Source organism: Pseudomonas gozinkensis (assembly GCF_014863585.1).
In the GTDB taxonomy this organism is placed as follows: domain Bacteria; phylum Pseudomonadota; class Gammaproteobacteria; order Pseudomonadales; family Pseudomonadaceae; genus Aquipseudomonas; species Aquipseudomonas gozinkensis.
In genome coordinates, this window is sequence record NZ_CP062253.1 from 2,913,526 (window position 1) to 2,934,758 (window position 21,233).

Genomic DNA, 21,233 nt, shown 5'->3' on the forward strand with positions numbered 1-21,233 from the left:
GACCGGTTACGCGGTGGCGTCAAAAGCCTCGTGGTAGCTGACGACACCAACCGGCAACTCACCTTCGAACGCCAACGCCTGAAAGTACTCCGCCGGAATCCCCGGCAGCTCCAGACCGGCATGGGTCTTGAAGCCGAAGCGGCCGTAGTAGCCCGGATCGCCAAGCACCACGCAGCCAACCCCGCCAATGCGCTGCAATTGCGCCAGCGAGGCTTTCATCAGCGCCGAGCCGATGCCTTGCTGCTGGCGGGTCGGGCACACGGAGATCGGGCCGAGGCCATACCAGCCCTGAGCCCCGGAGGAAATCGTCACGGGGGAAATGGCGACATGGCCGACCACCGTGTCGTTTTCTACCGCCACCAGCGAAACGCTGAGCTGGCCGGCGCGGCGCAGGGCGTTGACGATGAAATGTTCGGTGTGGCTGGAGTGTTCTTCGTGCTGGAACGCGGCCTCGGTGATTCGGGCGATGGCGTCGATGTCTTCGGGGCGTTCGTTGCGGATTGTGATGTTTGTGTTCATGCGTTCTCGGGTATCGCGGTCGATCAGGGTTCGAAGGGTTTCGAACAGCGGATCGGCATTGGTGTATTGCTTGCCGTAGGCCAGGTTGAAGCCATAGTCGAAGTCGGGCGGATTCTTCCCTTGAGTGTGTTGTAAAAGGGTTTCCAGCTTGTCGAGGGCCTTCACGGCCTTGGCTTCGGGGGAACTGGCGTTTTCGTAGTCGTCCCAGAGCGCGAGAATTTCGTCTCGCAGCGCGTCGTCCAGAGAGCGGATGAGCAGCAGTAAGTCATTGCGCTCCTGTTCGCCCTTGTCGGGTAACCCGGCTTGATCGACAGCTGGAATGTCACCGTTGATGGCTTCGCCGAGGTCGTGAATGACGCACATTTTCAGGACTTTCAGCACGTCAAGCCCGGCCAGGTCGTCGGCGAACACGATTGCCATCAGGCACAGGCGCCAGCTGTGTTCGGCGGTACTTTCGCTGCGTCCGGAGGAGGTGTGGGCGCTTCTGAGGACATCCTTGAGCCGTTCCGCTTCGCGCAGGAAGTCGAGGCGTCCCTTGATTTTTTCGAGGTTCATACTGTGGCCGGGATAAAGAGAGCAGGGCTCAAAGCCTAGGCCCGGCCTCGTTCATCGTCCACGCATAAAATATGCGGCGCGCGGCCTACAGGGTTTCCACCAGCCGTGCGGCGGTGCCGTCCGACAGCGCGATCCGCGTCCAGCGGCACAGGCTTTCGCGGATGGGCACGAGGGTTGAGTCATTGTGGCCGGTGACGAATTCCAGTGCCGGCGGCGCCGGGACTTCTCGCCAACCGGTGTCATCCAGCAAGGACTCCTTGTGCTGGATTTGCGCCGTCGCAAAACGCCACAGCGACTGCCCGAGCAGATCGCTCAGCGGACTGCTGAACTGCGCGGCGCGGGTTGGGGAGCAGGCCAGCAGGCGATGGGTCAGGTCGCAGACAAGATGAACCGGGCGCGCGCTGTCCGTAACCAGTCGCGCGAGGGCCTGATCGGCGGCGCTGTCGAGTCGCGCCGCGAGCAGCCGTTCGAGCTGAAGATGCGCGTCCGGGTCCATCGCCTGCACGCCGCTTTCCCAGCGGGAAATCGTCGACTGGGTGACCTTGAACAACTCGGCGGCATGGCTCTGCTTGACGCGGTGCAGCACGCGCCAGCGGCGCAGGGCGATGCCGGGCAGGCTGGGCTTCAACAAGGTGTCGGACATGGCGATGGATCGCAAAAGGAATGCGGGCCGACAGTCTGAAGACTGTCGGCCCGTGCTGCAAATCGACGCGATATCAGGTCATTCCGGCAGTTTGGCGATCACCTTGATCTCGAACTGGAAGCCATACAGCCACGTCACGCCGACTGCGGTAATGGTCGGGTGTGGCGCCTCGCCCCAGAACTCCGGCACCACTTCCCAGATGGTTTCGAAGGTCGATTGCGGATCGACCATGAACACCGTCACGTCCACCACGTCATCGAAACTGGCGCCGGCCGCGCCGAGAATCGCGTTGAGGTTGGTGAAGGCCAGTCGCACCTGTTGCTTTAGATCCGGTTCTGGCGAGCCGTCCTCAAGGCTGCCGACCTGGCCTGAGACAAACAGAAAACCATTGGAGCGAACCGCCGGGGAATAACGATTGCGCTCGTAAAGCGCATGGCGTCCGGGCGGGAAAACCACGTCGCGTTTTGGCTGGGCACGGGTCATGGGGTGTCTCCTTCAATGGGTGAAAACCTGCGATGGAGAAACTCTAGGGGCTTGCCTCGGCGTGATAAACGCGCAACCTTGGCGATCACTGTTTGCAAATCCCGAACAATCGAGCCGCTATCAGAGGTGGGGTATGGACCGTTTTGACGCGATGCAAGCCTTCGCCCGGGTGGTGGAGGCCGGCAGTTTCACCAAGGCCGCCGAGACTTTGCACATGAGCAAGACCACCGTGACCCAACTCGTCCAGCAACTGGAGGCGCGGCTGCGGGTCAAGTTGCTCAATCGCACCACGCGTAAGGTCAACGTCACGGCGGACGGCGCGGCCTATTACGAGCGGGTGATCAAGTTGCTGGCGGACATGGACGACGCCGAAACCAGCCTTCCCGGCGCCGCGGCCCAGCCCAAAGGGCGCTTGCGGGTCGACGTACCGAGCCCCTTGGCCAATCTGATTCTGGTACCGGCGCTGCCCGGGTTTTACGCGCGTTACCCGGAGATCCAGATCGACATGGGCGTCAGCGACCGGATCGTCGACATCATCGATGAAAACGTTGACTGCGTTATCCGTGGCGGGGAGCTGCGCGATCAGTCGCTGATGGCCCGGCGGGTCGCCGATCTGCAACTGGGCGTGTATGCCGCGCCGGGTTACCTGGCCCGCGCCGGCACCCCGATGCATCCCCGTGAGCTGGAAGACAGCCATCACCGGGTGGTCGGTTTTCTCTGGGCGCGCACCGGCAAACCGGTGCCTTACGCCTTGCGCAACGCCAAGGAAAATCTGTTGATCAAGGGCCGGCATGCCCTGGCAGTCGATGATGGCAACGCCTATCTGGCGGCAGGCATCGCCGGTCTGGGTGTGCTCTGGCTGCCGCGCTACATGTCGGCGGAGCATGAGGCCCGGGGTGAGTTGGTGGCGCTGTTCGAGGGCTGGGAACTTGACCCGATGCCGCTGTACGTTGCCTACCCGCCGAACCGGCATATCAGCCGAAAGCTGCGGGTATTTATCGATTGGGTTGTGGAGTTGATGGCCGAGCGTGCCAATGGCCCGAAACTTGCTGCCCGCGTTCCGGGACTGTCAAATAAATAGCGAATAACGGCGATCTCGAAAGTCGGCAGGGCTGGTTGCACCGCTATTCAATCAAGGATCACTCGTAATGAATATGTACATCGATATTGTCGGCGCGTGCAATTTGAGCTGCCCTTCGTGTCCGATGGGTAACTCGGAAAACGCCAACTTCAAGAAAGCCATGCAACTCGACATGTTCAGGAAGATCGTCGAGAAGGCCCGAACCGAAGGGGTCGAATCGATTTTTCTGTACAACTGGACCGAGCCGTTGATCCACCCGCGAATCGGCGAATTTGTCGAAATCATCAACGCGGCCGGTTTGCGCAGCGGTATCAGTTCCAATCTGAACCTGGCGAAAAACATGGAGACGGCGATGCTCGCCAATCCATGGTTCTTCCGTATTTCGCTGTCCGGCTTTTATCAGCACACGTACGAACAAGGGCACGTGGGCGGCGACATTGAAGTCGTCAAGGCCAACATGATCAAACTGCATGAGCTCAAGCAGAAACATGGCTTGACTACGCGGATCGAGGTCTATTACCACCGCTACCTGGACAACATCGAAGAAGAAGAGCTGATGCGCCAGTTCAGCCAGGCTCTGGGCTTCGAGTTCTCGAGCGGCTTTTCAGTGATGATGCCGCTGGAGAAGACGCTGGCGCTGATCGAGCGCGACCCGTCGGTGACCGATACTGATCGCAAGACCCTGCAGCGACTCGCACTGCCGCCCTATGACGACCTGGTCAATCTGGTCCGCCAGTACCCCAAGCAGGCATGCACGCTCAAGGATGACTGGCTGGTGCTGGACTGCAATGGCAATACCGTCCTGTGTTGTTCCATTTTCAATCAGACCGAATATCAGGTCGGCAAATACCTGGACATGCCGCTGGCGCAACTGACCGAACGCAAGTCCACTCAGTCGAACTGCGTCGACATGTGCAATCGCTGCGCGAACAACGGATTGCACATCTACGCTATGTCCCCCAATACGGGATCGCTGAAAAGTCACGCCATCAACCGGATTGTCGACTTCCACCAGCGCTCGATCAACGGCTTGCCGGTCGACAGCGACAGGCTTGGGCGCAATGGCGAAGTCAGTGCCGAGAACTTCGACGAAGCGCAATACCTGCATATGAATCAGGACGTCAAGAACGCGATTTCCACCGGGGCTTTCACCAGCGGTTATCAGCACTACGTACTGTTCGGTCGGCTGGAAGGCCGGCTCGGCGCAGGTCAATACTCAGTCGTCTGAGCCGGCGGTTCGGGTTCTGCCAGTTGAGTTGACAGCCATTGACTGAAGCATCGCGCCATCGGGTCGTTCTCGCTGTCGCGATGCGTCAGCATCGCCCAGTTCGGGCCGCGAATGGTTTGCTCCACCAGTGGCTGCAACAGCCCGTTCTGTTGCGCCTGACGGCTGAGCAACTGACTGACCAGCGCAATCCCCAGACCTGAACACGCCGCGTCCAGCAGCAGGCCCGGATCAGAGAAATTCAATCCCTGATCCTGTTGGCCGACATCGATTCCCGATTCCACCGCCCAATGGCTCCAGTCCATTTCCCGCTCGCCGTGCAGTGTTGTTCGCTGCCCGCTCGGCACGCTCAGCAGGTTCGGATGACACGCCGGGTAAAGCCGATCAGCGTGCAATACCTTGAAGCTGCATTCAGCCTGGGAACTGATGTCGTCGCGCACCGCCAGATCGATGGTTTGTGTCGCCATGTCCGGAACTTCATCGGTGCTGAAAATCCACAGATCCACCTTCGGATGCTGACGGCGGAAATCCCCCAGCCGTGGCAGCAACCAGTGCCGGGCAAACGCCGGCGTGGTGTTGAGCACCAGTTGATTGGGTTTCTGGTATTGCCCCAGCCGACGGATGCCCACTGACAGTTGCTGCAGCATCGCCTGAGTGGTGCTGAGCAGATCGTGGCCGGCGTCGGTCAGGCTGACACTGCGCCCGCTGCGGAAAAACAGCGGTTGCTCCAGATAGGCCTCAAGGCTGCGGATCTGCTGGCTGATGGCCGACTGTGTGAGGCTCAGCTCCTCGGCGGCCTTGTGAAAACTGCCCAGTCTTGCGGCGGCTTCGAAGCCGCGCAACGAGCTGAGGGGTGGCCAGTGTTTCAGCATGATCGATAAGTTCCTCTAATCAGTTTTCCGCTAAATCCATCGTTTGTTTGCCCGTTAGGCCGCCATTAGCATGCACGTCAACGCCGCCAAGGCTGTTTTCATTGAACACAATGGCTTAACTCAAAGGGCTTTTTACCATGCAGCAGAACAAAAACAACAACAGCGGTTGGATGATGCCGGCAGAGTGGGTGACGCACGCGGCGACCTGGATGGTCTGGCCACACAATCAGGCCCTGTGGGAGTCGGGCTGGCGCGTCACTTTGCCGTTGGTGCAGGAAGATTTCGCTCGCGTCGCCAATGCCATCGCCCGGTTCGAACCGGTGAAAATGGTCGTCGATCCATCGGCAATCGCCAGTGCCAAAGCCTTGTGCGGGCCGAACATCGAACTGATTCCGTTGGCGGTCAACGACAGCTGGTGCCGCGACTCCGGCCCGAGTTTCGTCGTTCACCCGGAGCAAGGTCTGGCCGGGGTGAGCTGGCGCTTCAATGCCTGGGGCGGCAAGTCGGCCCATGACCTGGACGAAAGTCTGGCTCGCCGTGTGCTCAATCACCTGGGCGGCGAGTGCTTCGGCACGGTGCTGAGCAACGAGGGCGGCGCGATCCACGTGGACGGCGAGGGCACGTTGATCACCACCGAATCGGTGCTGCTCAACCCCAACCGCAACCCCGGCGTGAGCAAGGCCGAGATGGAAGAAATCTTCAGTCGCCTGCTCGGCGTGAAGAAAACCATCTGGCTGCCGGGCGATCCGGATTACGTCACCGGCGACATGACCGACGGCCACGTCGATGGTGTCTGCGCCTTTGCCCGTCCCGGTGTGTTGCTGGTGGACGCGACTCACGATCGCAGCTCGGTGTATGCCGAAGTCGTGCGGGAAAACCGTCGCGCACTGGAACTGGCCACCGACGCTCAGGGGCGCAAGTTCGAGCTGATCGAGCTGTACGAAGCCACCGATGCGGTGGACACCGAAGCCGAAGTGTTCTGCGCCTCGTACACCAATTTCTACATCGCCAACGGTGCGATCATCATGCCGGCGTACGGCATCGAGGCCGACCATGTGGCGGCAGAAACCCTGGCCAAAGCGTTCCCGGGCCGCGAAGTGGTGCCGGTGCAGATCAATCATCTGGCCCATGGCGGCGGCGGCGTGCATTGCATCACCCAGCAACAGCCAGCCTGGCCGGTGGAGGGTTGACCGATGACGCTGCTCAAAGTCGCCACCACCCAGATGCCGTGCACCTGGGATCTGAAAAGCAACCTCGACCGCGCCGAGCAGTTGGTGCGTGAAGCGGCCGCGCAGGGCGCGCAAGTGATCCTGTTGCAGGAGCTGTTCGCCACGCCATATTTCTGCATCGAACAGAGCCATCAGCACATGGCGCTGGCCGAGGAGTACCGCGACAGTCAGGTGCTGTCGCGTTTCGCCGCGCTGGCCCGTGAACTGGGCGTGGTGCTGCCGTTGAGCTGGTACGAGAAGGCTGGCAACGCCTACTTCAATTCCCTGAGCGTGGCCGATGCCGACGGGCGCCTGTTGGGCGTGTACCGCAAGACCCACATCCCCAACGCCATCGGCTATCAGGAGAAGGAGTATTTCAGCCCCGGCGACACCGGTTTCAAGGTCTGGGACACCGCGTTCGGCCGCCTCGGCGTGGGCATCTGCTGGGATCAGTGGTTCCCCGAAACTGCGCGTTGCCTCGCCTTGATGGGCGCTGAAGTGCTGCTGTTCCCGACCGCCATCGGCTCGGAACCGGGCTGCGCGGATCTGGATTCGCGGGACCACTGGCAGATGACCATGCGCGGCCACGCCGCTGCGAATCTGCTGCCGGTGATCGCTTCCAACCGGGTTGGCCGCGAAACGGCGGGCACCGATGCGACGCTGCAAATGAATTTCTACGGCTCGTCGTTCATCTGCAACCACAAGGGAAAAATGCTCGCCGAAGCCGACCGTGCCAGCACCGGTGTGCTGGTGCAAAGCCTGGATCTGGCAGCCATGCGTGAAGATCGCTTGAGCTGGGGCATCTACCGCGACCGTCGCCCGGAAATGTACGGCGCCTTGTTGAGCCAGGACGGCCGTCAACTTCACGCTCGCTGGAATCCTCAAGGAGTCTGATATGCCTGTCTCACACAAGTGGTTGCTGGGCGCTCTGGGCCTGGCGCTGGCCGGTTTGATGCCAGTCGTGCACGCCGAAGACAAGACCCTGCGGCTGTACAACTGGGCGGATTATTTCGCCGAAGACACGTTGAGCAAATTCACCGCCGAAACCGGGATCAAGGTGATCTACGACGTGATGGACGGCAGCGAAACCCTGGAGGCCAAGATGCTTTCCGGCGGCAGCGGCTACGACCTGATCTTCCCCGGTGACACCGTGGCCGAACGCTTGATGCGCGCCGGCAGCCTGTTGCCGCTGGATCCCTCGAAGATCACGGCGATGAACGACATTGAACCGGGCCTGCAAAAACTGCGCAGCCATTACGAACATTCGAACAAAGCCACGGTGCCGTACACCTGGGGCACCATCGGCCTGACCTACAACGCCGAGCAGATCAAGCAACGCATGGCCGACGCGCCGGTCAACAGCCTCGACATGCTGTTCAAACCGGAGCTGGCCGCGAAGTTTGCCGATTGCGGGATTTCGATGATCGACTCGCCGGACGAAGTGCTGGCCGTGGTGCTCAATTATCTGGGCCGCGACCCGCGCAGCGCCAAGCCAGCGGATCTGGCAGCGGCCAGTGATCTGCTGATGAAGCTGCGGCCATACATCCGCAAGTTCCAGTCGCAACCGGTGACCGATCTGGTCAACGGCAACCTGTGCCTGTCCCTCGGCTACAGCGGCGACATGACCCAGGCGCAGCGTACTTCGGACAGCGCCGGCAAGCAGACTCGCTTCCAGTACCGCGTGCCGCGCGAGGGCACCACGGTGTGGATGGACACCATGGCCATACCGGTGGATGCCAAACACCCGGAATACGCCTACGAATTCATCAACTTCGTAATGCGCCCGGAGAACATGGCCGCGATCAGCAATTTCACCGGTTACCCGACCTCCAACGCCAAGGCCCGGCCCAGCGTGGATGAGGTGATGCGCAACAACCCGGACATCTACCTCGACGAAGCGACCTATGCTCGTCTGATACCGGGCAAGGATATTCCCCAGGCCGACATGCGTGCCCGCATGCGTACCTGGACCAAGTTCAAGACCGCCACTGCAAAGTGATTTTTCCGGGCCGTTTTGGCGGCCCCTTACACATCAGGAACGTACACATGCCGACTCGTCGCGAGTTCATCAAACAGGTTTCAGTCGCCGCCGGCGTAGGCGCTGCCGTCATGGGCCTCGGCCTGTCCCCGGCACGCGTGCTGGCGGCCAGCGAAGGTCGCTGGTTCATGCCCGACGAGGGCGACAAGCACGAACGCGCCTACATGGCCTTCGGCGCGCAGGACGCGATCTGGGAAGACTTCACCGAAGACGTCCAGGAAGCGCTGGGCCGGATCGCCCGCGCCATCGCCCGTTACGAGCCACTGACCATTTACTGCCGCAGCGGCGAACGCAGCCTGGCCGAAGAGATCTGCGGCACCTCCAACATCACCTACCAGATCGCCAACCTCGACGACATCTGGATGCGCGACATCAGCGCCAACTTCGTCATCGATGACAAGAATGGCCTGGGCGCCGTGGACTTCAATTTCAGCGGTTGGGGCAACAAGCAGCAGCATTCGAAGGACGCGAAAATCGCCAAACGCGTGGCGGCCGATGCGCAGGCGACCTACCAGCGCAGCGAACTGGTGGGCGAGGGCGGCGGCATCGAAGTCGACGGTCACGGCACCGCGATCATGACCGAAAGCTGCTGGGTCAACGAAAACCGCAACCCCGGCTGGAGCAAGGCTGACGTCGAGGCTGAACTGAAGGCACGCCTGGGTTTGCGCAAGATCATCTGGCTGCCGGGTATCAAGGGCAAGGACATCACCGACGCCCACGTCGATTTCTATGCGCGCTTCGTCACGCCCGGCGTGGTCATCGCCAACCTCGACACCGACCCGCGCTCCTACGACAACAAGGTCACCCTGGCGCACCTGGAAATCCTGAAAAAGGCCACCGACGCCGACGGTCGCCCGCTGCAGATCCACACCGTTTCGCCGCCGCTGAAACCGCGCAAGACCAAGTTCAACAAGGACAACGACGACTTCGCCGCCGGTTACATCAACTACTTCGTGATCAACGGCGCGGTGATCGCCCCGGAGTTCGGCGATAAGGACGCGGACAAGAAGGCCTTCGATCTGCTGAAAAAACTCTATCCGAACCGCGACGTGGTGCAGATCAACATCGACGCCATCGCGGCCGGTGGTGGCGGGATTCACTGCGTGACCAGTCACCAGCCGGCGTAAGCCTGAGCCTCAGCGGAAACGTTGGGGCAGGGCCTCGGCAAAGGGATAGAAGTCGAACCACGGTTTGGCTTCTTCGATGACTTGGCTGAATGAAGGGCGCTGCACCAGCCGTTCGAAGTAGGCGCTCAGGCGTGGTTGCTCGGCGGCAAACGGCACCAGCGTGCAGGCGTAGAACAAGGCTGGCGCGGCGGAGCAATCGGCCAGACTGAAATCCGTGCTGGCGATCCATTCGCGGTCGGCCAGTTGCTGTTCGAGCATGCCATACGCCGTGGCCAGCAGCGCCCGTTGACTGCTCAGGTCACCATTGGCGGAGTGAATGCGGTCGGCGACGATCTGCTGCATCGGCGTCATCACGTAATGGTCGAAAAACCGGTCCCACAGACGCACCTCAAGCGCGGTCTCCCAGTCTTCGGGAATCAGTCGCTTCGCCTGCCCCGGTTGATGATCCAGATACTCGATGATCACGCTCGATTCCGGCACCGTGCGCTGGCGCGCGTGATCACGCAACACCGGGAATTTCACCAGCGGCCACAACGCCTGCAGCTCGGCCCGTTCGGCTTCGCTGGACAGGTCGATCAAGCGTTTCTCGAAGGCGACGCCGTGTTCGTAGAGGGCGATCAGCGCTTTGTGGCAGTAGGACGACAGCGGGTGGTAATAGAGGGTCAGGTCCATCGTTCAACACCTCGATGAGGGGGAATGGCGTTACTCAGGTATAGCGTGCCTGCGCACCGCCACGCATTTGATTTCCACCAGCAGCCCCGGATGGGCCAGTTCGCTGACGCCGATGCAGGTCCAGGCGCAGAAGCCTTTGGGGAATACGCGGTTCTTCACGTCGCGAAACACCGGCATGTGCTGGCTCATGCCGACGTGATAGGTGGTCATCTCCACCACATCGTCGAAGGTGCAACCGCCGGCCTTCAGCACCTCGTCGAGATTTTCCCAGGCGCGGATGAATTGCTGCTCGGGGTCTTCGATGACTTGCAAATCAGCTGTGCGGCCCACCTGACCGGCGCAGTAAAGCGTATCGCCGACCAGAACCGCCGGAGCGTAACCGGCGCGTTCGACGATGGTTTTCATGGAGTCGGGAATGATGATTTTGCGATCGGGCATCGTGTTTTCCTTCAATGACGGACTTCAGCGACCGTGCGCGGCCGCTGCCAACTGTTCGGTATCCACTCGCACAAACACCGAATCGCCCACTGCCGTCAGCACATCCCCGGCGTAGACCTCGCAGATCACTCGGGTCTTGCGCCCGACTTCACCGTCGACTCTGGCCTTCAACGTCAGTGGCACGCCCATTGGCGTCGGTTTGATGAACTTGATGCCGAGGTTGCCGGTGACGCAGTTGATGCGCGGCAGGCTTTCGGGTTCGCGTTGCTCGGCCCGATAGTGATAAGCCATCGCCGTCCAGTTGGAATGGCAGTCCACCAGCATCGCGATCAGGCCGCCGTAGACCAGCTCGGGCCAGCCGCAGTATTTGGCTTCGGGCACATGCTCGGCCATGACGTGCACGCCGTCCTCGTGCCAGAAACTCTTGATGTGCAAGCCGTGCGGGTTGCTGCTGCCGCAGCCGAAGCAGACGCCGTCAGGGGCGGCGGTGTCCTGGAGGGAGGTGTCGTGGGTGGACATGTCAGGGTCATCCTTAAACTGTTAGCCGAACCGGGCGGATTCTAACCTTGAATAAAGGACGAAGCGTCAGCACTGCAATTGTTCGCTCAAACAGTACGAGTCTGGGCGAGCCAGAGCGGACGTAGTTTCAGGTCATATCAGCACCCCAGCGTATCGCGGCGCACTAGTTGCGCTGCGCCAGATTGCGTTGGAACTCTTCGAAGCTGCAGGGCAGCGTCGTGGCTTTGCGTTTTTTCGACTTTTCGCGTTCGTCCGGCAGTTGATCGCTCAATTCCCAGACCTCGAGCATTTTCGCGTATTCGAAGGCGTGGCGCGGGTCGATCTGAATCCACTGCTGGAACGCCTGGCGTTCGTCAGCTGTGCAATCGTCCTCCTGCAGGCGCAGGCACCAGTGCGCTGCCTGGTTCAGGATTTCTTCGTCTGCGTCGGTCATTGACGGTTTCCACGATGGCTGGGGAGGACATTTTACGTCGATGCTTGCAAAAAAAACGTCAAAACGGGGCGAGGATTTACACGAACAGGGCGTGTGAAACGGACGGAAAACGCGGCAAACAGACAGATCGCGCTGCTATATCCGGCCTTCGCACGATTGTCATATTCCGTCACATTTCAATGCAGATAGTGGGCAGCCCAACGTATTTCCAGTGAGGCTGTCCCGTGTTTCAACGTCTTGTGTATTCGCTGTCCGTACTGAGTCTGTCCATCGCTGCCGCCCAGGCCGCCGATCTCGATACCCCGCGTCTGGCGGGCATCGACAACTTTCGGGATATCGCCGGCACCACAACCGCCTATTCCACGGCCCATGACGGCACGATGCGCGCCGGGGTGTTTTACCGTTCCAATGCACTGACGCCGACAGGGGCGGATCTGGCGACCCTCAATGGCCTGGGGATCAAGGCGGTTTACGACCTGCGGACACCGAGCGAAATTGCCGGCACGCCCGACACGATGCCGGCCGGAGCGACCTACCAGAACATCGACATCATCGGTAGCACCGCCTCCGGTTCGAACATCACCACGGTGTCGTTCAAAAGTGCGGCCGAGGCCGTTGCAATGATGCAGGAAACCAACCGCGCTTTTGTCAGCGACGCCGGCATGCGCGGCCAGTTCAACGTTCTGTTCAACGAACTGGCGGGTGTCGACGGCGCCGCGCTGTTCCACTGCACCGCGGGCAAGGACCGCACCGGCTGGACCGCCGCCGTACTGTTGAGCATCGCCGGCGTGGATAACGCCACGATCATGAGCAACTACCTGGCGACCAACGACTACACCGCCGCCCGCGTGGCCAAGACCCTGGCGATGCTGCCGCCGAGCATGGCCGCGATCTACGCGCCGCTGCTGGGCGTCGAGGCCAGTTACCTGCAAGCGGGTCTGGATCAGGTGACCGCGCAGTACGGCAGCATGGACAATTACCTCAAACAGGGGCTCGGTGTGTCTCAGGAAACCATTTATGTGCTGCGCGGCAAAATGGTCGAGTACAACAGTCTGCCTGGTCAGGCAGGGCTGATCGGCAACGCGGCGGCCGGTGCGCAGTTGTTGCAGCAGTTGCAAAACACCAGCCTGTCGGGCACCTACAGCGCTTACAACTATTACCTGCAATCGGCCATCGACGCGGGCACCCTGGGCGGCGTCGAGTCCACGGTCGGTGGTCAGGTACACGCGGATGCGGCCAGTTACCTGCTGCGCCAGAACGCGATGATCGAGCAGGCCGCCGCTCCGTTCGCCAGCGGCACCGACCTCAAGGTCGGTCAATACCGCTTGTGGAGCACCGCGCTCGCCGGTTACCTGGGCACCGACGGATCGGCCCATGCGCAAAGCAGCAACGAACACAGTCAGGGCCTGATGGTTGGCGTCACTCAGCGTTTCTCCGAACAGCTCAGTGCGCGCGGCGGGATCGGTTACAGCAAAGGCTCGGTGGGCGGCGCGGGCGGCGAGGCCGATACCGATTTCACGTTTTTCAACCTTGGTGCCCGTTATGGCTTCACCGGTCTGGAACGTGGTCTGTTCGTCGATGCAAACATCAGCGCCGGTTACGTCGACTACGACAGCAAGCGCGATCTTGGCGGTGGCCTCGGGTCGGCGAAGGGCGACACCCACGGCAATCTCAGCGGTGCCACACTGGCGCTGGGCTATCGCATGCCGCTGAACACTGTGATTCTGGAGCCGAGCCTCGGCGTGCGGGTCAGTCGTCTGGACCTGTCAGGTTTCCAGGAGAAGGGCAGCGAACTGGCCCTCAATGTCGATGACATTCAGCAAACCCGGCGCAGTGCGGTGGCCAATCTCGACGTTTCCTTCGCCCCGATGCCGATGGGCGCATGGCAACTGGTGCCGGGCGTTCGGGTCGGCTACGAGCGTGTACTGGGCGATCATCAGGTCGACAGCGAAGGGCATCTGCTGGGGCTGGATATCGAGCAGCGCGCGGCGTTCGACAATCGCGATCAGTTCAGCGGCGGCGTCAACCTGATGGCCAACCTCGGTGCCCTGAGCCTGGGCGCCGAAGTCGGTGCCAGCGGTGGCGGCGACAGCCACGGTTTCAGCGGCGGGCTCAAGGCCAGTTATCAGTTCTGACATCTTCAATGCCAGACAGGCCGCTATCGCTGGCAAGCCAGCTCCCACAGGGATTCACGGTGTGCTCAAGATATCTGCATCACCAAACAACCTGTGGGAGCGGGCTTGCCCCGGGCGGCGATCCGACGATGAGGCCGGCACATCTAGCTTCATCACTACCCGATACACCGCTATCGCGAGCAAGCTTGTGCTATCGCAGTCCTTTTCGCATTTCTGCGGGGCTCACGCCGTAGGCATCCTGAAAGTACTGGCAGAACCGGCCGACATTGCTGAATCCGTATCGCAGGGCCACGTCGGTCACCGATGACGACGGGCCTTGCTTCAATGCATCGCAAGCTCGCTCCAGCCTGACCTGTCGCTGGTACGCGACAATCGAGGTACCGACGAACCGGCGGAAACCTTCCTGCAAGGCCCGCAGGCTGACGTTCACCAGCCCCGCGAGATCCGTCCCGCTGACCAAATGCTCGGGATGCGCCTGAATGTAATCGATCGCCTGCCGCACATGCCGTGGCGCAATCAGCGCCTCGGGGCGACGCAGGGCCTGGCTGAAATTGTGCGGCCAGGCCTCCAGTACCGCGTCCACCAGCATCTCCCGCAGGCGCGACGGCATCAGCGAACCGGCGTTCAACAGCAGATCGAATTCCGTACCGGTGGCCAGATCGATCAGCGCCCGGATGCCCTGAAACGCCGGACTGTTCAGATCCACCCTCGGCTCGAAATGCAGCTTGTGCACGATCGGTTTGCCCAGCAGGGTCGACAGCCGTTCGGTGAGCGCCGCACGGCTGATCGACATGCCGTGCTGGGCGTGATCGTCGATAAAGCGCATCGAACGCAGGTCAGCCTTGTCGATGGCCAGCCCCACATCGCTCAGCCCCACGGCTTCATGGTTGAAGACGATCTTGCCGGCGGTGGGAATGACAAAGGTGATTTCGTCGAACGGCTCGGGAAACGCGACCGTGAAATCGCCCCGGTAATGCATGCGCCGGAAACTCACGCCTTCGTACCGCCCGTAAACGCCGCCGATGATGATGTCCTTGGATGGTGGCGGTGTGTCGCTGTAACGGTTGCCGAACATTCGCGAGAACAGGGCGCCGAAATCGTCGCTGGCCATGTTGTCGGATCGCAGGATGAGGGTCTGGCGCGTCGGGCTTGAGTACACCGGGAGGGTCACCTTGATGGTCGGAGCGAGGGGGCGCGAAGACGTTACCAAGGGAGAATGACGGATATGTGACAACGCTCAATGCCGTGCGTGAACGCCACGCACAGCATTGAGCGAAGTCATTTCAGGTGTGGTGAATTTCCCGATCCTTGGTCTCCGGCATGAAGAAAATCCCGAGGATCGCCGTCATCACCGCAATCACTATCGGATACCACAGGCCGTAGTAAATATCCCCGGTGGCGGCGACCATCGCAAACGCCACCGTCGGCAGGAATCCGCCGAACCAGCCGTTGCCGATGTGGTACGGCAGCGACATCGAGGTGTAGCGAATGCGCGCCGGGAACAGCTCGACCAGCCATGCCGCAATCGGGCCGTAGACCATGGTCACGTAGATGACGAGGATGGTCAGCAGCAGCAAGACCATCGGGTAATTGGTCTTGGCCGGGTCGGCTTTTTCCGGGTAGCCGGCTTCTTTCAGCGCGGTCGTGAGTCCGGCGGTGAAGGCATCGTTGCGGGTCTTGAAGTCCGCAGCCGGCAGGGTCGTGCCTTCGAAGCTTTCGATGACCTTGTCGCCAATGCGCACCTGGGCCACGGTGCCCGGTTCTGCTACCACGTTTTCGTACGGGATCGCCCGTTTGGCCAGGATGGTTTTCGCCAGATCGCAGGAGCTGGTGAATTTGGCCTTGCCCACCGGATCGAACTGGAACGAGCACTGGTCAGGGTTGGCGACCACTTTGACCGGGTTCTTTTCCTGGGCGATGAACACGTCGGGGTTACCGTACTGGGTCAACGCGTGGAAGATCGGGAAGTAGGTCACCGCCGCCAGAATGCACCCGGCCATGATGATGCCCTTGCGCCCGATGCGGTCGGACAGGCTGCCGAAAATCACGAAGAACGGCGTACCGATCAGCAGCGAACCGGCGATCAGCAGGTTGGCGGTCTGCGGGTCGATCTTCAGGGTTTGCAGCAGGAAAAACAGCGCGTAGAACTGCCCGGTGTACCAGACAACGGCTTGGCCAGCGGTGCCGCCGAGCAGGGCCATGATCACGATTTTCAGGTTGTCCCAACGGGCGAAGGATTCGGTCAGCGGCGCTTTCGACGCCTTGCCTTCGGCCTTCATTTTCATGAACACCGGCGACTCGTTCAGTTGCAGCCGGATGTACACCGACACCGCCAGCAGCAGGATCGACAGCAGGAACGGAATCCGCCAGCCCCAGGCCTCGAACGCCTCGGTGCCCAGCGCCGTACGACAAGCCAGAATCACCAGCAGCGACAGAAACAGCCCCAACGTCGCCGTCGTCTGAATCCACGAGGTGAAATACCCGCGTTTGCCCTTCGGCGCATGCTCGGCCACATAGGTCGCCGCGCCGCCGTATTCACCGCCCAGCGCCAGGCCTTGCAGCAGCCGCAGGGTAATCAGAATGATCGGCGCCGCGACCCCGATGGTCGCGTAACCGGGCAGGAAACCCACAATCGCCGTCGACACACCCATGATCACGATCGTGATCAGAAACGTGTGCTTGCGCCCGATCATGTCACCCAACCGCCCGAACACAATCGCCCCGAACGGCCGCACCGCAAAACCTGCGGCGAAGGCGAGCAGGGCGAAGATGAACGACGTGGTCTCGTTCACCCCGGCAAAGAAGTGCTTGGCGATGATCGCGGCGAGTGAGCCGTAGAGATAGAAGTCGTACCACTCGAACACCGTGCCGAGGGACGAGGCGAAGATGACCTTGCGTTCTTCTCGGCTGACACTGTGGTGCGGGGCACTGCCTGTAGACATGCTGTCGAGTACGGCCATGGGGGTTCTCCGTCGTGCTTGTTTTTGTAGGCCGGAGCACTTCATCAACGTCGCGTACCCGAGGCCTTTGGCTGATGCTGGATCAGTTGTTTCGTGGAGCGTGCACAGAATCACGACCTCGCGGGAGGGCGGGGTTTCATTGAGCATAATTGGGATTGGGGGGATATCCAGTGGTGGCGGTGGATGGGGTAGTGATGGAGATGGTTTGGCTGGTTCGAAGAGGGGGTAAGTTAAATGAGTTTGCGCCCGTAGTCTCTTATGGTTATTCAGAATTTCGTTTGTTCTGAATAAGTATTAAGAACTGTTATTTCTGTCAGGTGCGGTTTTGGGCTTTTATGTCGATACTTTTTTTGGTGGAGGGGGGTAAATCTGTCCCCTTTTGTTCTGGTTTTGGTGAGGAAAACTATCATGGGTCGTGTAGCTGGCAAACGTTATCAAACTACTGTTTTTTCAAATTACAGGACTCAGAAGGAGGTTGAAGATTATGTGAGGCTAAACTATCGTCGGGCATGGGTAGATGTTGAGGTGCGAGGATCAGATTTTGTATTTTATTTTGAGGAGCCGGACAGCGGTTCAGGTCCCGCGCCTAGCGCGCTTGGCCAACAAGAACCTATTTGGGTTGAAGTTAAAAAACCGAATCTTTCGCAAAGTAGGACAGATTGATTTGGAATCAAAAGGGGACGGATTTATTTAATGGAATCAAAAGGGGACGGATTTATTTAATCGTCCCCTTTTGATATTAAGCCCTTTTCTCTGGCCGTCCTCTGTTTCTGAACTGAATGCGTCTTCCGGTGATTTTTTCGATTTCGTCGACGAATTTCATATTGCCGGTCAATTGGCCGCGCTGCAGCGCGCCCCTGATGAGTTGCAATTCATTGGTGGGTGTAGCCATTTCAACGAAAGACTTATAGCGCTCACGTCGGGAGGCACCGTCAGGTCCTAACTCGAGGAAGCAAGGATTTTTGTCCAGCCAGGTGCTTTCTGAAAAGTCGTTCAGGCGTAGCGCAAAACTCGACCAGCGATAGTCTTCTGCACACGCCACCATGTGGGCCCGCACCGGGTTTAATTCGATATAGCGACTGCAAGCCAATAGATAGGTGTCGGATTGAACAACGCTGGATTTGTAGCGACTTTCCCATAGCGTGCCAGTCCGCCCCTCAACCTTGTTGCGATACCGCGTCATCCGTGCGGCGAGGGCTTTCATGAGCTGGCCAAGGCTGGACGTTGCTTCTCCTGGGGCGAGAAGTAGGTGGACATGATTGGTCATTAAACAGTATGCATAAACTTTAATACCTAATGCTTCTTTGAGTTCTCGCAGGTCAGAGAGGTAGCGCTCGAAGTCCTCTGGCCCCGCGAATACGACCTGTCTGTTGTGGCCGCGCTGCACGATGTGATGCGGGTAGTTCGCTAGCACGGTGCGTCCGGTTCTGGGCATGGGTCTTACGTCCTTGTTTTGACGGATGAAGTTTAGAAGGTGGCGAGGCTGAGACAGGCGGGATGTGTCAGAGAATGTATCTGCTTGGGCTGAGGGTTATTAAATAAGTCTGTGTCCGTTGTCTCTTATGGTTGTTCGGAATTTTGGTTGTTCTAAATGGGTATTAAAAACTGTCATTTCTATCAGGTGCGGTTGTGGCTGTTTATGTTGATACTTTGTCTGTCAAAGGGGGCGAGAAATAAATCTGTCACCTTTGAAGGTTGAAAAATAAATCTGAGAATCATCTGGCCGGCCTCCCCACCTCACGGAGGTGGCGCAAAATTCAAGGTGCGAACTTAGTCTTTTGCGTAGGAGGCCGTGATGAAATTCTGTGGCATAGACCTGCATTCGAACAACAGTGTTGTGGTGGTTACCGACGAAACGGATCGGGTACTGGTCAGTCGACGCTGCCCCAACGAACTAACGCCGATCCTTTCGCTGCTCGAGCCTCATCGTGCTGAATTGATCGGCGTCGTAGTTGAGTCGACGTACAACTGGTATTGGTTGGTCGATGGCCTTAAGGCGGCGGGTTTCGAGGTGAAGCTGGCCCATCCCGTGGCGATGAAGCGTTACGACGGTTTAAAGCATGCCGATGACAAGGATGACGCGGCTTTCCTGGCGCACTTGCTGCGACTCGGGATTTTACCGACCGGATATATCCACCCGCCGCAAGAACGTGCGCTGCGAGATTTGGCGCGCAAACGTATTCAACTGGTACGCAGTCGGACTCAGCACATTCTGTCCGTGGAGAACATCATGGCGCGCCAGTTTGGTCAGCGCCTGAGCTGCAATGAAGTCAAAGGGCTGTCAGCCACGTCCGTCGACAGGCTGGGCCTGCCGACGGATGTGGCTCTGGCAATGAAAGCGAATGTAGCCATTGTCCAGGCCTTGCAGACCCAGATTGATTTTCTTGAAGAGCGATTACTGCACGAAGCCCGTCTGCGCCCGGAGTTTTCCTTGCTGAAAACGATGCCCGGGATTGGCGAAGTACTGGCCACGATCATCATGCTGGAAACCGGAAATATCGAGCGCTTTGCCGACGCAGGCCACTTCGCCTCTTACGCTCGCTGCGTAAAAAGTGCGCATTACTCCAACGGCAAAAAGAAAGGTGAAGGCAACGCCAAGAACGGCAACGCTTATCTGATCTGGGCCTATATCGAAGCGGCTAATTTCGCCCGGCGCTTCAGCGAAGATGCCAAACGCTTTTTCGAGAAGAAGAAAGCCAAGACCAACGCCGTGGTCGCTACCAAGGCGCTGGCACACAAGCTGGCGCGAGCGAGTTATCACATCCTGAAGGAGAGACAGCCTTTTGATGCCAGACGCTGTTTCGCCTGAGGGGCGAATGAGGTGATGGTCGGTCAACCAAAAAGGGACTGGGCTCGAACCACTAAATCTGAGTGGCGACCGACCATCACCGCCTGAGTGTGTTGTAACCGGGTCGTCTGCCAGGTGAGCCAGCCGGGACTGGACGTGTGTTTTGCACGAGCCACAGTTCTGTGACACGTTTTGGACGCATTGGCGGCACCAACGTTTCTCTGGGGCAGTTAACTGCCAGGGCGGTGCTGGTCGTATCGCTACCGCTTGATCCAAATGGGTGTCTGGAACGACTTGGTCGTAGCCAGTGAAGAGAAAACGGGTTCGACGGGTTCAACCGATCAGGTTGAGTGGAAGAGCAAATCCTGCAGCTGAAACTGCAGGGCGTGGTGGCTCTTAACCTTGACTTGAGACCGGCTAATGGGTGTCCCCATTTGCTGTCCTTTTGCTGTCCCCTTTTGCTCCCCCTTTTCTTCTCTTGTTGGTCTTTGTTGCTAATGGTTCCCTTTGGTTCGATACTTATTGTGAGATGATGAAATGCCTGATATCAAAATAGTGAATGTTGTTAATTTTCCGGCTGATATGTCGGAGCTCGAGCTTGCATCTAATGGTTTTTTTGGAGGGAAGGTGTTAGTTGTGAAGTTTAATGAAGATGGTAAGAGCGCCACGGTTGTGTATGAACAGTCAGTTGATGGTTCGGCGGCGAGAAGCTTTAATCACGGAAGTTACTTTTCTATGGGGGGTAAAGAGCAAATTATATTTCCCGAAATTGAGTACGATAAAGTTCTTGCGGTTAGTTAGGTTCTGTATGAGAAACAGAAAAGCTGGAAAATGTGGCGCGGGACTGTCCGCGCCACTTTTTGCTTACTCCGTCGGAACAACGTTATCCAGCACCTGATTCACCGCCAGTTCCGCCAGCATCACGATCTGCGCAATGCCTTGCGCGTTCTTGCGGTGGGGGCCTTGGAGGAGGTCGACGAGGTTGTTGAGCATGACATTGGCCGAGCCGAGGGTTTCGACGGCGTCGGCGAGCAGGGCTTCGGTGTTGCTGGCCGGGTTGGCCTGGTAGAGGCGGTTGGGGCAGTAGGGCGCGGCCATCATGTGGGCTGAGATCGGGCCGAGGTGGTAGTCGAGGGCGCGGTTGGCGGCTTCGTTGAATCTCTTCGAATCAGGGCATTCGTAGGGGGACGTCGGGTCGGTGATGCTGGCCGGTTCGGTGACCGGGGGATTTGGAGTTGCTTTGAACATATTCATTCTTTTCCTGTGGTGAAGCCGCCAGACCCGAGCTACTAAACAAGGGGGGGAGGCAGCTGTGCGCAGGTTAGTAGACCGGGGAAAAGAAGAAAGCCGGCGTGCCCGGGGGCACCCTACGCACAGCCACCATCAAATCCAGGTATGGAAATACCTGACTGACAGACACTTGTGCACTCTTCAAATACCAACGGGCTACTAAACCCGATCACTGCGAATCAGTGACCCGATCCAAGTTACCGGCCGACCCCAAGGCGCACAAGCCGGCGGATTCTGGCGTAGCCGT

The 21,233-nt window shown here is 59.4% G+C and carries 22 protein-coding genes and 1 pseudogene; 10 read left to right on the forward strand and 13 right to left on the reverse strand.

Annotated features, from left to right (window positions below; translation table 11 throughout):
• Positions 1 to 6 precede the first annotated feature (6 nt).
• From IHQ43_RS29555 to IHQ43_RS12900, 4 genes and pseudogenes are all read right to left on the reverse strand, one after another.
• Positions 7 to 519 carry a GNAT family N-acetyltransferase gene (locus IHQ43_RS29555; RefSeq protein WP_244142286.1) on the reverse strand — a complete coding sequence of 171 codons (513 nt, stop codon included), beginning with the start codon at positions 517 to 519 and terminating at the stop codon, positions 7 to 9.
• Positions 517 to 1,074, reverse strand: a pseudogene (locus IHQ43_RS29560) (HD domain-containing protein); the annotation flags it as partial. The pseudogene IHQ43_RS29560 and the gene IHQ43_RS29555, both read right to left, overlap by 3 nt.
• 85 nt (positions 1,075 to 1,159) lie before the next feature.
• Positions 1,160 to 1,717: a helix-turn-helix domain-containing protein gene (locus tag IHQ43_RS12895; RefSeq protein WP_192564660.1), complete on the reverse strand. Its 558-nt coding sequence runs from the start codon at positions 1,715 to 1,717 to the stop codon at positions 1,160 to 1,162.
• Positions 1,718 to 1,795: 78 nt separating this feature from the next.
• A complete protein-coding gene (locus IHQ43_RS12900; RefSeq protein ID WP_192564661.1) occupies positions 1,796 to 2,200 on the reverse strand; it encodes a RidA family protein in 405 nt (134 codons plus the stop codon).
• A gap of 133 nt (positions 2,201 to 2,333) precedes the next feature.
• On the opposite strand from IHQ43_RS12900, the gene IHQ43_RS12905 reads away from it, so the two are divergent.
• Both IHQ43_RS12905 and IHQ43_RS12910 read left to right on the forward strand, forming a co-directional pair.
• A complete protein-coding gene (locus IHQ43_RS12905) occupies positions 2,334 to 3,281 on the forward strand; it encodes a LysR family transcriptional regulator (RefSeq protein ID WP_192564662.1) in 948 nt (315 codons plus the stop codon).
• A gap of 67 nt (positions 3,282 to 3,348) precedes the next feature.
• Positions 3,349 to 4,509 (forward strand): radical SAM protein, encoded by a 1,161-nt coding sequence (locus IHQ43_RS12910; RefSeq protein WP_192564663.1) that lies wholly within the window; start codon positions 3,349 to 3,351, stop codon positions 4,507 to 4,509.
• Here the strand turns inward: IHQ43_RS12910 and IHQ43_RS12915 are convergent.
• On the reverse strand, positions 4,491 to 5,378 hold the full coding sequence (locus IHQ43_RS12915; protein ID WP_192564664.1) for a LysR substrate-binding domain-containing protein: 888 nt from the start codon (positions 5,376 to 5,378) through the stop codon (positions 4,491 to 4,493). The two genes, IHQ43_RS12910 and IHQ43_RS12915, sit on opposite strands and share 19 nt — an antisense overlap.
• A gap of 137 nt (positions 5,379 to 5,515) precedes the next feature.
• On the opposite strand from IHQ43_RS12915, the gene IHQ43_RS12920 reads away from it, so the two are divergent.
• From IHQ43_RS12920 to IHQ43_RS12935, 4 genes are read left to right on the forward strand one after another with little or no spacing between them, the layout of a single operon-like run.
• A complete protein-coding gene (locus IHQ43_RS12920) occupies positions 5,516 to 6,568 on the forward strand; it encodes an agmatine deiminase family protein (protein WP_192564665.1) in 1,053 nt (350 codons plus the stop codon).
• Between the two features lie 3 nt (positions 6,569 to 6,571).
• Entirely contained in the window at positions 6,572 to 7,480 is a 909-nt protein-coding gene (aguB, locus tag IHQ43_RS12925) for an N-carbamoylputrescine amidase (protein ID WP_192564666.1), read from the forward strand.
• Position 7,481: 1 nt separating this feature from the next.
• Positions 7,482 to 8,585: an extracellular solute-binding protein gene (locus IHQ43_RS12930; protein ID WP_192564667.1), complete on the forward strand. Its 1,104-nt coding sequence runs from the start codon at positions 7,482 to 7,484 to the stop codon at positions 8,583 to 8,585.
• A 47-nt stretch (positions 8,586 to 8,632) separates the two neighbouring features.
• The gene (locus IHQ43_RS12935) at positions 8,633 to 9,751 is read left to right on the forward strand and encodes an agmatine deiminase family protein (RefSeq protein ID WP_127797868.1); all 1,119 of its coding nucleotides are present in this window, start codon (positions 8,633 to 8,635) and stop codon (positions 9,749 to 9,751) included.
• Between the two features lie 9 nt (positions 9,752 to 9,760).
• On the opposite strand, the gene IHQ43_RS12940 is transcribed toward IHQ43_RS12935, so the two are convergent.
• The 4 genes from IHQ43_RS12940 to IHQ43_RS12955 all read right to left on the reverse strand — a co-directional run bounded on the left by IHQ43_RS12940 (position 9,761) and on the right by IHQ43_RS12955 (position 11,813).
• Positions 9,761 to 10,423 carry a glutathione S-transferase family protein gene (locus IHQ43_RS12940; protein ID WP_192564668.1) on the reverse strand — a complete coding sequence of 221 codons (663 nt, stop codon included), beginning with the start codon at positions 10,421 to 10,423 and terminating at the stop codon, positions 9,761 to 9,763.
• Between the two features lie 30 nt (positions 10,424 to 10,453).
• The gene (locus IHQ43_RS12945; RefSeq protein WP_192564669.1) at positions 10,454 to 10,861 is read right to left on the reverse strand and encodes a RidA family protein; all 408 of its coding nucleotides are present in this window, start codon (positions 10,859 to 10,861) and stop codon (positions 10,454 to 10,456) included.
• 24 nt (positions 10,862 to 10,885) lie between these two features.
• Complete coding sequence (locus IHQ43_RS12950; RefSeq protein ID WP_192564670.1) at positions 10,886 to 11,380, reverse strand: PaaI family thioesterase; 495 nt, start codon at positions 11,378 to 11,380, stop codon at positions 10,886 to 10,888.
• Between the two features lie 163 nt (positions 11,381 to 11,543).
• Positions 11,544 to 11,813, reverse strand: coding sequence for a FecR/PupR family sigma factor regulator (locus IHQ43_RS12955; protein ID WP_192564671.1), 270 nt, complete (start codon positions 11,811 to 11,813; stop codon positions 11,544 to 11,546).
• Between the two features lie 224 nt (positions 11,814 to 12,037).
• On the opposite strand from IHQ43_RS12955, the gene IHQ43_RS12960 reads away from it, so the two are divergent.
• Positions 12,038 to 13,948 (forward strand): tyrosine-protein phosphatase, encoded by a 1,911-nt coding sequence (locus IHQ43_RS12960; RefSeq protein WP_192564672.1) that lies wholly within the window; start codon positions 12,038 to 12,040, stop codon positions 13,946 to 13,948.
• 190 nt (positions 13,949 to 14,138) lie between these two features.
• Here the strand turns inward: IHQ43_RS12960 and IHQ43_RS12965 are convergent, their stop codons facing one another.
• Entirely contained in the window at positions 14,139 to 15,107 is a 969-nt protein-coding gene (locus IHQ43_RS12965) for a helix-turn-helix transcriptional regulator (protein WP_192564673.1), read from the reverse strand.
• A gap of 124 nt (positions 15,108 to 15,231) precedes the next feature.
• Positions 15,232 to 16,908: an MFS transporter gene (locus IHQ43_RS12970; protein ID WP_192564674.1), complete on the reverse strand. Its 1,677-nt coding sequence runs from the start codon at positions 16,906 to 16,908 to the stop codon at positions 15,232 to 15,234.
• Between the two features lie 408 nt (positions 16,909 to 17,316).
• Here IHQ43_RS12970 and IHQ43_RS12975 point away from each other — a divergent pair, with 408 nt between their 5' ends.
• Positions 17,317 to 17,571, forward strand: coding sequence for a hypothetical protein (locus tag IHQ43_RS12975; protein ID WP_192564675.1), 255 nt, complete (start codon positions 17,317 to 17,319; stop codon positions 17,569 to 17,571).
• A 76-nt stretch (positions 17,572 to 17,647) separates the two neighbouring features.
• Here IHQ43_RS12975 and IHQ43_RS12980 read toward each other — a convergent pair whose 3' ends face one another.
• Positions 17,648 to 18,343: a transposase gene (locus tag IHQ43_RS12980; protein WP_192564676.1), complete on the reverse strand. Its 696-nt coding sequence runs from the start codon at positions 18,341 to 18,343 to the stop codon at positions 17,648 to 17,650.
• Positions 18,344 to 18,703: 360 nt separating this feature from the next.
• Between IHQ43_RS12980 and IHQ43_RS12985 the strand changes: the two genes are divergently transcribed.
• Both IHQ43_RS12985 and IHQ43_RS29930 read left to right on the forward strand, forming a co-directional pair.
• The gene (locus tag IHQ43_RS12985) at positions 18,704 to 19,717 is read left to right on the forward strand and encodes an IS110 family RNA-guided transposase (protein WP_192561777.1); all 1,014 of its coding nucleotides are present in this window, start codon (positions 18,704 to 18,706) and stop codon (positions 19,715 to 19,717) included.
• A 516-nt stretch (positions 19,718 to 20,233) separates the two neighbouring features.
• Positions 20,234 to 20,497 carry a hypothetical protein gene (locus IHQ43_RS29930; RefSeq protein ID WP_192564677.1) on the forward strand — a complete coding sequence of 88 codons (264 nt, stop codon included), beginning with the start codon at positions 20,234 to 20,236 and terminating at the stop codon, positions 20,495 to 20,497.
• 63 nt (positions 20,498 to 20,560) lie between these two features.
• Here IHQ43_RS29930 and IHQ43_RS12995 read toward each other — a convergent pair whose 3' ends face one another.
• Positions 20,561 to 20,944 carry a DUF6124 family protein gene (locus IHQ43_RS12995; protein ID WP_192564678.1) on the reverse strand — a complete coding sequence of 128 codons (384 nt, stop codon included), beginning with the start codon at positions 20,942 to 20,944 and terminating at the stop codon, positions 20,561 to 20,563.
• Positions 20,945 to 21,233: the final 289 nt, after the last annotated feature.

Bases quoted from the DNA above. Each gene is read 5' to 3' on its own strand.
- IHQ43_RS12935 (WP_127797868.1), top strand. From the start codon at position 8,633: ATGCCGACTCGTCGCGAGTTCATCAAACAGGTTTCAGTCGCCGCCGGC.
- IHQ43_RS12895 (WP_192564660.1), bottom strand. From the start codon at position 1,717: ATGTCCGACACCTTGTTGAAGCCCAGCCTGCCCGGCATCGCCCTGCGC.
- IHQ43_RS12910 (WP_192564663.1), top strand. From the start codon at position 3,349: ATGAATATGTACATCGATATTGTCGGCGCGTGCAATTTGAGCTGCCCT.
- IHQ43_RS12980 (WP_192564676.1), bottom strand. From the start codon at position 18,343: ATGCCCAGAACCGGACGCACCGTGCTAGCGAACTACCCGCATCACATC.
- IHQ43_RS12945 (WP_192564669.1), bottom strand. From the start codon at position 10,861: ATGCCCGATCGCAAAATCATCATTCCCGACTCCATGAAAACCATCGTC.
- IHQ43_RS12940 (WP_192564668.1), bottom strand. From the start codon at position 10,423: ATGGACCTGACCCTCTATTACCACCCGCTGTCGTCCTACTGCCACAAA.
- IHQ43_RS12930 (WP_192564667.1), top strand. From the start codon at position 7,482: ATGCCTGTCTCACACAAGTGGTTGCTGGGCGCTCTGGGCCTGGCGCTG.
- IHQ43_RS12985 (WP_192561777.1), top strand. From the start codon at position 18,704: ATGAAATTCTGTGGCATAGACCTGCATTCGAACAACAGTGTTGTGGTG.
- IHQ43_RS12975 (WP_192564675.1), top strand. From the start codon at position 17,317: ATGGGTCGTGTAGCTGGCAAACGTTATCAAACTACTGTTTTTTCAAAT.
- IHQ43_RS12915 (WP_192564664.1), bottom strand. From the start codon at position 5,378: ATGCTGAAACACTGGCCACCCCTCAGCTCGTTGCGCGGCTTCGAAGCC.
- IHQ43_RS12900 (WP_192564661.1), bottom strand. From the start codon at position 2,200: ATGACCCGTGCCCAGCCAAAACGCGACGTGGTTTTCCCGCCCGGACGC.
- IHQ43_RS12995 (WP_192564678.1), bottom strand. From the start codon at position 20,944: ATGTTCAAAGCAACTCCAAATCCCCCGGTCACCGAACCGGCCAGCATC.
- IHQ43_RS29555 (WP_244142286.1), bottom strand. From the start codon at position 519: ATGAACACAAACATCACAATCCGCAACGAACGCCCCGAAGACATCGAC.
- IHQ43_RS12950 (WP_192564670.1), bottom strand. From the start codon at position 11,380: ATGTCCACCCACGACACCTCCCTCCAGGACACCGCCGCCCCTGACGGC.
- IHQ43_RS29930 (WP_192564677.1), top strand. From the start codon at position 20,234: ATGCCTGATATCAAAATAGTGAATGTTGTTAATTTTCCGGCTGATATG.
- aguB (WP_192564666.1), top strand. From the start codon at position 6,572: ATGACGCTGCTCAAAGTCGCCACCACCCAGATGCCGTGCACCTGGGAT.
- IHQ43_RS12955 (WP_192564671.1), bottom strand. From the start codon at position 11,813: ATGACCGACGCAGACGAAGAAATCCTGAACCAGGCAGCGCACTGGTGC.
- IHQ43_RS12920 (WP_192564665.1), top strand. From the start codon at position 5,516: ATGCAGCAGAACAAAAACAACAACAGCGGTTGGATGATGCCGGCAGAG.
- IHQ43_RS12905 (WP_192564662.1), top strand. From the start codon at position 2,334: ATGGACCGTTTTGACGCGATGCAAGCCTTCGCCCGGGTGGTGGAGGCC.
- IHQ43_RS12970 (WP_192564674.1), bottom strand. From the start codon at position 16,908: ATGGCCGTACTCGACAGCATGTCTACAGGCAGTGCCCCGCACCACAGT.